We start from the raw sequence: 8,571 nt of genomic DNA, 5'->3' as shown, positions 1-8,571 counted from the left end.
GGTTTTATCCATCCAGGGAACCTGGGCAACCCGGAGGCGGTTTTCAAAACAACCCGGGGTGCAGTCCGTACCAGAACCGCTCTAAGGATCTTGAAACTCTCCCTTAACCCCTTCCAACACCACCACATCACCGGTGTCGAGGTGGTAGAGCACCCGGGCTCCTTCCACGAAACCGTCCTTGTTCTGGCTGCGCACCGGCCTGTCTTTCGAGCCAAAGAGATAGGCAGTGCGGTCTTTCTCCCGCACGACCGCAGTATCGGCAGTGGAGGTACGACCGTCCTGCACCAGCTTGACCCCGCCAAATAAGCGGAGAATTTCGTCGTCCACGTTATAGACCATGTGCTGTGCACTGCCTTGCAGGGGTTTGTCGCCGGAACGCTCGAGTTCAATTGGCCCTGCCACCCGCGCATCGCCACTCTCGTTGTCGTAATCGAGACGGCTACCCCAGGCCTTGCTCTTGCCCTGTCGTACTTCCACGGCCCTGGGAGCTGGTTTGAGGTTTAGTTCCAGGCGATCCTCTTCTTCGATGTATCGGGCGGTGCCGCCGGTCATGAATACATAGTCGTTGACATCACGGATTTGTTCCACACGGGCAATGGCCCCAAAAGCCTTGGCATCGTCGCCGAAGGTGATCTGGACACGGAAGGGGGGAGGGTCGGCGAAGAGCGAGCGGCTCAGCGAGGGGCCTTCTCGCTTGCCCCCAATCTGCACGTCAAAAGCCCGTAGCGAACCATCGTTTTGCTCGGCGGCCTCGAGGCGAACCTGCTGGCCCACCTTCAGATCGGTAAACTGCACCGCTCTGCCCTCCTGCCAGAAACGGGTCAGGTTATCGGTCGTAAACTTCTGATTACTCAAAGTGAGGGTTTTCTCCACAGAATTTAGCGCGGTAATGACCCCACCATAAAGGTCGCGCAGCTCGATAATGGCGGGGGGGTTATCCGGCCCCGTCTTAATCACCACGATTTTCTTACCCCGCCGCTCAATTTCGGCGGTGGTCTGAAAGGAAGGCTCGGGGTCTTGCTGGGCCACCGCCGCCAGCAACAACATTCCCGAGACCAGCCAGGGCCAGCGCATGGGTTCTATGGTTGCTCACTCAACTTGCGGAAATCGTTCACCGGCAGCCGGGGAGGCTGGGCCAGAACCCGCACTTGGGAGCGGTTGACATTGTGCAAGAGCGAATTACCAGACAGGGTAGCCCGCTCCCTGGCGTTGACACTTCGGGCGGGCACGTTCTGGTTGCCTACCCGACCGGCAACGATGGTGGCCTCGCCGGTGTTATCGTTGTAGACCAGACTGGCCCCGGTAGTGGTGATGTCACCATCCACCAGGGTCACACCGCCCGTCGCCAGCAAGCGCTTCTCATCGGTCAGGCTACGAATTTCTCTAGCCCGAATCACCAGGTCGCCCTTGCCTTCGCGCTTGCGGATAAGCACCACTTCCCTATCGTCATTGAAAACCGCCAACCCACGGTCTTCTTCGTAGTACACACCATCAGAGCGCCCCTCCTGGCGACCATTCCTGAGGGTCACACCGCCTTCGCTGGTGGAGATGTTGGTGTCCACCTCGAAGGTCATGCGTGGGGCCGTAACCTCCACCGGGTCGCTGTTGCGGTCTCGGGGTTCCTGCCGCATCCGGGCGTTACCGTCCAGGGTGCCACGCCCATTCGTCTCGCGATAGACCAGTCTAGGCCCGCCAGCAGTCATGCGGTCACGCTTGACGACCACGTTGCCTTCGAAGGAGGCCACCCGCTCACCCTCAGCCTCCTGCATGGTCTTGCCCTGGGGGGCTTCCAGAGTGGCGCGGGTAGCATTGATTTCCAGATCTTTGACCCTGCCAATCACCCCACCGGGTCGGCCTCCCTCGTAGACCCAGGGGCCGTTGCGCAGATTGCCGGAACGCTGTCCGCCAGGCGCTTCAATGGTGATGATGCGCTGTTCTTTGCTCTGGGCCAGCACCACCAGCATCAGGAGAAAAAGAAGCAATCCGATACGTTTCATGAACTACCACCTTCGATAGGGCAGGGAGGCTGCTCCCCGCCCGAGATGAACTTTTCGATAGGGTCGCGCCAACTGGGGTTTTCGATACCGAAATCGCTTTTGAAGTCTCGCCCCCGCACCTCCAGGCTGGGTGCAGTAATGAAAACGCTGGGAGCACGGAAACCCTCTCGCTGGTCAATCGTGACCGGCATCTCGCCTGGCTGGCCCAGGTTGACGGTATAGCAACCTTTGAGTATTTCAACCGTGGCATAGGGTAGCCGCAGGTTATCCGCCCGGTCAATCGTCACTTCGGGGGCAGAAAGCCGCATATCCAGGCGGTTCTCCACAAATCGCTGCCCTGACTGCAACCCCGTTACCCGGGCCTCTCGAGTGCCAGGGTCTTGCTCGACCAGGGTGGCCGAGAACTCCCAGCGGGCCCTGGGGTCTTGCTCGGGGTAGAGGGTCAGGCGGACGTTCTCGAGCTTCACCCCTCGGTTGGGGGTGGCGGGCGTTGGAACCGGACGGCTCACCAGAAACAGCGAGAGCACCCCGATGACACCCAGAGCGATGAGCGCAGGACGAACCACGGCTAGAGGGTAGAAGGAAGGTCGCTAAGAAGCGTGAACCGAGGGCTAAAGGTTCTTGGAGCAGACTGCATATCTCATGAGTAGCGGCTATTCTCCATCTTTACCCAGGATACACGGCTTCCCCCAGCACCCTGGTGCGTTTCACGCTTCTCTAACCCAAAAGAGAACCCTCCGTCCCGGGCTATGGCGGGGCATGCAAGTATCTCCGCACCAGGAATCCAGGCGGTATCACGCGGTACCATCAGCCACACTACTGCAAACCTCAAAATGGATCTCGCCTTAGCAGAACCGGGCGTGGGCGAACTTACAACACATCTCGTGTGGTGCCACGGGTACGGTAGTTGACCCAGTTCTTGCGTAATCGTAGCGCTTGTTTAATCAAGCTGTACAGCGGCGAGAGGGTAACATCGTAGGCCGGGAAACGCACCCGGTTGCCGCCGAAGCCTTCCTTGAAAGCGTCAATCCCAGCCGCGTGGCTGCCCTCGGTCTGGCGCGGCACGCCCCACAGGTCGTAGATGCGGTAGCCATTTTCCAGGCCCCAGTTGATGGCCCCCCAGTGCATGCCGTTGGGGGCCTTGGCATGGGAGTTTTCGCGGCTGCTACCACCGTAGAGGTAGTCCACCTTACCCGCAAAGGCCACAAACAAACCCGCTGCCAGGGCTTTGCCTTCCAGGCGCGAGATCGAAATGAAAGCCTGACCCAGCGGTTGGTTCATGGCCTCGAGCACCGTTTGGTAGTAGGTTTTGGAATGCTGCAACAGCCTGGCCCGCCGGTTGGTCTCCTCGAAGAGCGGCCAGAACTCCTCAAAGGCTTCGGGGCCTTCGATGGTAGTTACTACGCGCTTCTCGGCCAGCCTGGTGTTGCGGCGGTGCATGTTCTCCATGTTGGTGAGGAGGCCCTCACGCCCCAGGGTCAGATCGAGCCAGATGGTGTACTCGGGTTGAATGGTCTCCTCTAGGTGCATGTGGGGAAATTCTGGGGCCGCTCGCGGGGCGGGCAGGCCGGTTTCTGGCTCGAGCTTCAGATACACCGCGCCCTCCGCCCGCTGTTTGAGCGCTTCGACCACCCTGGGCAAGTCCTGGATGTTCCGTAGCGCAGGACCCCTGGCGGCATATAGCATCGAGACCGGGCCAGCGAACCGGCGGCGGAAAAGCTGTGCAGCAGCAATCAATTCGTCATTTTCATAAACCGCTACCCGCTCCGGCTGCCAGCGGGAGAGTCTTTTTACCTCCCCCCAGCCCCACGACTGCAAAGCACTGCTGATGGGCAACGAAGATACTTTTTCGTTCCAACTGGCCGCTTCAGTGACAAGTTGCAGTCTCAACACGATTTACCATTATGCCGGATCAAAGTTGCGCTTGTCTGGGTCTTTGAGACTACCGGGGGATCCGGAAAAAAACTTATACTGGGCTGCGTGACGCGAATTGCCTTCCAGGGAACCGAGGGAGCCTACAGCGAAGAGGCTTCGCTGAGAGCCTTCCCGGATGCTCAGACCATCGGACTGCCCACCTTTCACCAGGTTTTTTCCGCAGTGACCAACCATGAGGTGGATCTCGGTGTGGTTCCGGTGGAAAACACCACCGCCGGGATTATCAACCAGACCTACGACCTGCTGCTCGAGACCGACCTGCACGTGGTGGGAGAACTGGTACTGAAGGTCGAGCACTGCCTGCTGGCCCCACCCGGAACCCGACTGGAGGATATCTGCAAGGTCAAAAGCCACCCCCAGGGCTTAGCCCAGTGCGATGGCTTTATCGCCCGGTACAAACTCGAGGCCGAGCCCGTCTACGACACCGCCGGAGCCGCCCGCGAATTGGCCGAGCGTCCCCAGCCGGGACTGGCCGCCATTGCCAGCCGCCGTGCCGCCGAACGCTATGGTCTGGCGATCGTGGCCGAAGCCATCCAGGACTTCGCCGGCAACTACACCCGCTTTTTTGTGCTTTCGCGGGAGGACTCACCCCGCCGCGAAAGGCCCTACAAAACCTCGGTGGTCTTCACCACCCGTCACCGCCCGGGCGAACTGTTGGCAGCGCTGCAGGCCTTTGCCGATCAGGGCATCAATCTGACCAAGCTCGAGTCCCGCCCCCGCCGCGACCCCGACCGCCCCTTCTCCCCCATCTTTTATGCCGATTTCGAGGGCCATGCCGAGGATCCCGGTCCCTCCCAGGCCTTGCTTACCTTGTTGCGCCGGGCTTCTTTCGTAAAGGTGCTGGGCTCTTATCCAGCCGTGACTAGCTGGGGCTTTGTCAAGGAGCCATAAACCTGTAATTTTGCAGGCTGGCTTCACAGTTTTTGACGGCTGCGATACAGGTCTTCCCTTCCAGGGTGGAGCAACTTCAAAATCTACAAACGCACCGGAGCCGTTCTATGCAACCCGTATTTGGGTGTATATTTCGCTGGTTTGCCGGTTTGAATCTAACCGCCAGCCTGGCTATAGTGCATGGTAATGAATTTAGGGCGCATGGTTGCCGTGTGGACGCTTGTACTGGGTCTGACCCATGCCCAGGATTGCGTTCCCAGTGCGCAGACCGCCGAGCAGCGTCCCCCCGCCTACTTTCGTTATAGCTTTCTGATAGATACCTCGGCTTCGATGGTGGGCCGGGGGGATGGGCGGGCGGTCATTTTCCCCTTGCTCCAGGAGAGGCTGTTGAGTTTTGTAAGGAGCATTCGAGGCCGGGCCGAAGTGTGGGTCACCCCCTTCAATCAAGGAGCCGCTCCGACAGCCCGTTTTCGCTTGCCAGAAGATCGCCAGGGCCTGGAAGGCTACATCAGTGGCCTCGAGGCTACGGGGGCCAACACCTGGCTGTACCGCAGCCTGCGAAATATCTTCAATGAACTCCCCACAGACCCAGCGGTAGGGAATGTGGTTTATATACTTACCGATGGCATTGATAACGACCCCCAGCGGCCAAACCTGAGCCGGATTTTGCAGGAGTATGATCCCAGACGCGGTTCTAATGATTTTCTCTACTACGCGGGCCTGGGCCGGGCCGTGCCTGAGGATATTCAAGGGGCATTCGCTAATTTTCCCCAGGCCTGTGCCATCAGCACAGCGGTGGGGGTCGTGCCGGTTTTTGCCCATGCCACGATTTCGCCTGGCCAGGTGGATCTGGGTAACCTCAAACTCGAGCCCGGTGCTCGCAATGTGCAGCTGGGGGTACGGGTTCTGGGGCCCAGCACCCCACTGACCATTGTCTACCAGGATGAAAACCTCGAGCAGGCCGGAGGCCGCTTGGAGATCGAGCCATCGGCTCTGGTGCTGGAGAAAGAACAACTTCGTTTTCGCCTGACCCACACAACTACTTTGCCCGATGGCAACTATGGCGGGTTTCTGGTGCTATCCGGCCCGCCCGGAACCGTGGTCACTCCGGCGGCAATTCCCGTCCGCCTGGCATTCAATCCGGGTGCGCTATACCATCTGGTCTTACTGGAAAGCAGCGGGAATATGGTGTTGAGCCAGGCGGGCAAGAGTACCTTCAAGTACCGCCTGGAAGGCAACGAATGGGCTACAGAGGCCCTCACTGTAGGCCTCGACAATCTTCCACAGGGGCTGGAAGTCCGCTTCAACACCGAAGCAGGGCCTATTCGCTTGAGACCCGGCCAACAGGTAGAAATCGAGCTATTCAACCAGGGTATCAGCGAGGGCAGCGCAGTACAGCAGATGGAATGGAGCATTCTGGCCCCTGCTGGAGCCAGGCTCGAGCTGCCCAGACCGCCCGCGCTACCCCTGAGCACCGAGGGAAACTGGCGCTGGTGGTTGCTGGCCGCCCTCCTTCCGCTGGCCCTGGCGGGTCAGCGGCTCTGGCACCGGCAAAAACCCCTATCTCTGCGGCGACAAATTCCCGCCTCAACCACGGAGTTCCCATCGCCCTATGCGTCCTTGCTTGCCCCTTCTGTAGATGGACCACGCCAGCTCGAGCTCAAGGAAGGCCAGTTGGTAGATCTGGGTTTGTTGTGGGGCAATCCCCTGCTACGGGGGCTACTCCTGATGGGCACCGGTACCGGAGCACACATTGAGGAACTCCCGGGTCAAGTAACGCTGCTGACCCAGGTGCCCCTGGAGGTGGGTGCTATGCTGCCTTTTACCGAGGCTGTACGGCTTTACAGCGAGGAAGGACTGATCGGGAGCTTTGTAGTGATAAATCCCAAACAGGCTACGCTTGTCCGCTGGGGTAAGGCCACCTTTACCCTGAGCGGGAGTCGCCCGGTCAGCTTTGATCTGGGAGGCCTGGATGCCATTGATCTCGGCAAAAGGCTCAATATCCCGGTCTTGCTGGGGATGGGTTTGATGCTTTCTAAAGGAGGGCTGCGGCTTTTGCACCTGCCCCAGGGTGTTCGAGCCAGGATAGGTGAAAGCATGCTGGAGGCAGGCAGCCGAATCCCATTCGAGCAGCCGGTCCAACTCGAGGACACCGGGGCAAAATTCATCGGTGAAATTACCTTCTCAGCCCTCGAGGGCGTTCCCGTACCGCTGGTATACCTGCGCTACCTGGGTGGACGTCCAGAGCAGCGTAGAAAGCTGGTATCGCTGGTGGAAACAACCGATATGGGGCAGGCCACGGGCGAGACAGTCCTCGAGCGGTTGCGGTTCAACCCATTGCCGGAAGGAGCGCAGCTCGAGCACATTCCCGGCAATTTGCGACTGGCAACCTTCATTACGGATGTCAGACCCGGCGATGTGGTTGCGCTGGGGCAGTCTGTTTTCCTCTACGACCTCAGCAGCAAGGCCAGTCTCGGAGTAATTGATCTGGTAGAACCCTGAACCACCTTATTCGTGCCGATATGGTTATTTGGCAGCCTTTCATGTTCAAGCCTCGACTTCAACTCGGTTGCGCCCGGAAGCCTTGGCACGGTACATGGCCGCATCCGCCCGACGAACCACCGCATCGCTACTATCGCCATCGCGGTATGCTGCCAGTCCAATGCTGGCACTGACTTCAAACTGTCCCACCACCTTGGTGCGGGCAAGCGACTCGGCAATGTCCCTGGCAATCTCCTGGGCCTGGAGCATACTGGTTTTGGGGGCCAAAACCATAAACTCCTCGCCACCCCAGCGGGCCAGGGTCTGATCCTGGCGCAAAACCCCCTGCAAAAGCGATGCCACCTCGCGTAAAACCTGGTCGCCTACCGAATGGCCATACAAATCATTGATGCGCTTAAAGTGATCCAGATCAATTAAGAGCACGGCAAAACCGGCTTTATCGGCCCTCGCTGCCTCGCAGCTTTTTTCCAGCAGATCCTGCATAAGGCGCCGATTGGCAATCCCGGTAAGGGGATCAGTATGGGCCATCTGGTGCATGTCTACATACTGCTCACGGTAGCGGGCATAAATGGCCTGGGTATACAAAAAGGCCAGGCAGGCCAGATAAAACTGAATCACGGTATTGAGCGCGCGCTGTTCAACTTCTGCAGTAATGGATAAACCCAGCAGGCCGATCAACACAGCCAGCACATAGAAAAGCACCGAGAAACGCAGGGCCGCCCAGGCTGGCAAAAATACAAAGGCTACCGGAAACACCACCGGAAACCAAAGGGCTGTAGCGCTGAGTCCATCGGTATAAAGTCTGCCCGCCAGGGCATAATCTGAAAGTGAAACCAGCTGATATACGCAGATTATTCCCAACAAACTCAGCTTAACGGTGGTGATAGAGATGCGCCGAAGGCTCAACAAAATCGCCAGCAGTGAAAAGCTCACGGTCATAGCCGGCAAGAAAGCAAAGTCTACCCAGGTTTGCCCAGTAGACATGAGCCGCCCTATCAGGCTAGCGACCGCTCCTAGAGCCAGCAAAGGGATGTAGTAGCCCCGCATCCGGGATTCTTGACGCTCGTGATCGGAGAGCCATCGAAACATTGAAGGCTTATTGTACGGTGCGAGGGCAACGGAAGCGGTGTATTTCGCCATACCCCCACGCTTTGTATCGGATTCAAGATGATGCCGGCTTTACAAAGATCTAATACCAGACTCGGAACCCGACCGAAGGGAGACGCTTTTTTCGCCGACCGTCCGG

7 protein-coding genes are annotated in these 8,571 nt (G+C 58.8%); 2 read left to right on the top strand and 5 right to left on the bottom strand.

The window, feature by feature from the left end; genetic code table 11:
* Window positions 1–81 precede the first annotated feature (81 nt).
* From Q0288_RS04675 to Q0288_RS04660, 4 genes are all read right to left on the bottom strand, one after another.
* Complete coding sequence (locus tag Q0288_RS04675; RefSeq protein WP_299427919.1) at window positions 82–1,074, bottom strand: DUF5666 domain-containing protein; 993 nt, start codon at window positions 1,072–1,074, stop codon at window positions 82–84.
* A 5-nt stretch (window positions 1,075–1,079) separates the two neighbouring features.
* Complete coding sequence (locus Q0288_RS04670) at window positions 1,080–1,997, bottom strand: LptA/OstA family protein (RefSeq protein WP_299427916.1); 918 nt, start codon at window positions 1,995–1,997, stop codon at window positions 1,080–1,082.
* A complete protein-coding gene (locus tag Q0288_RS04665) occupies window positions 1,994–2,563 on the bottom strand; it encodes a hypothetical protein (protein ID WP_299427914.1) in 570 nt (189 codons plus the stop codon). Before Q0288_RS04665 ends, Q0288_RS04670 begins: the two co-directional genes overlap by 4 nt.
* 304 nt (window positions 2,564–2,867) lie before the next feature.
* Window positions 2,868–3,890 (bottom strand): peptidoglycan bridge formation glycyltransferase FemA/FemB family protein, encoded by a 1,023-nt coding sequence (locus Q0288_RS04660; protein WP_299427911.1) that lies wholly within the window; start codon window positions 3,888–3,890, stop codon window positions 2,868–2,870.
* Window positions 3,891–3,977: 87 nt separating this feature from the next.
* On the opposite strand from Q0288_RS04660, the gene pheA reads away from it, so the two are divergent.
* Both pheA and Q0288_RS04650 read left to right on the top strand, forming a co-directional pair.
* Window positions 3,978–4,823 (top strand): prephenate dehydratase, encoded by an 846-nt coding sequence (gene pheA / locus Q0288_RS04655; RefSeq protein WP_299427909.1) that lies wholly within the window; start codon window positions 3,978–3,980, stop codon window positions 4,821–4,823.
* Window positions 4,824–5,009: 186 nt separating this feature from the next.
* A complete protein-coding gene (locus Q0288_RS04650) occupies window positions 5,010–7,325 on the top strand; it encodes a vWA domain-containing protein (protein WP_299427906.1) in 2,316 nt (771 codons plus the stop codon).
* Between the two features lie 45 nt (window positions 7,326–7,370).
* Here Q0288_RS04650 and Q0288_RS04645 read toward each other — a convergent pair whose 3' ends face one another.
* A complete protein-coding gene (locus tag Q0288_RS04645; RefSeq protein ID WP_299427903.1) occupies window positions 7,371–8,414 on the bottom strand; it encodes a GGDEF domain-containing protein in 1,044 nt (347 codons plus the stop codon).
* Window positions 8,415–8,571: the final 157 nt, after the last annotated feature.

The sequence above is a fragment of the uncultured Meiothermus sp. genome, assembly GCF_937863175.1.
GTDB lineage: Bacteria > Deinococcota > Deinococci > Deinococcales > Thermaceae > Meiothermus.
Note: the sequence above shows the minus strand (reverse complement) of the source record. Positions and strands in the feature narration are given on the sequence as shown.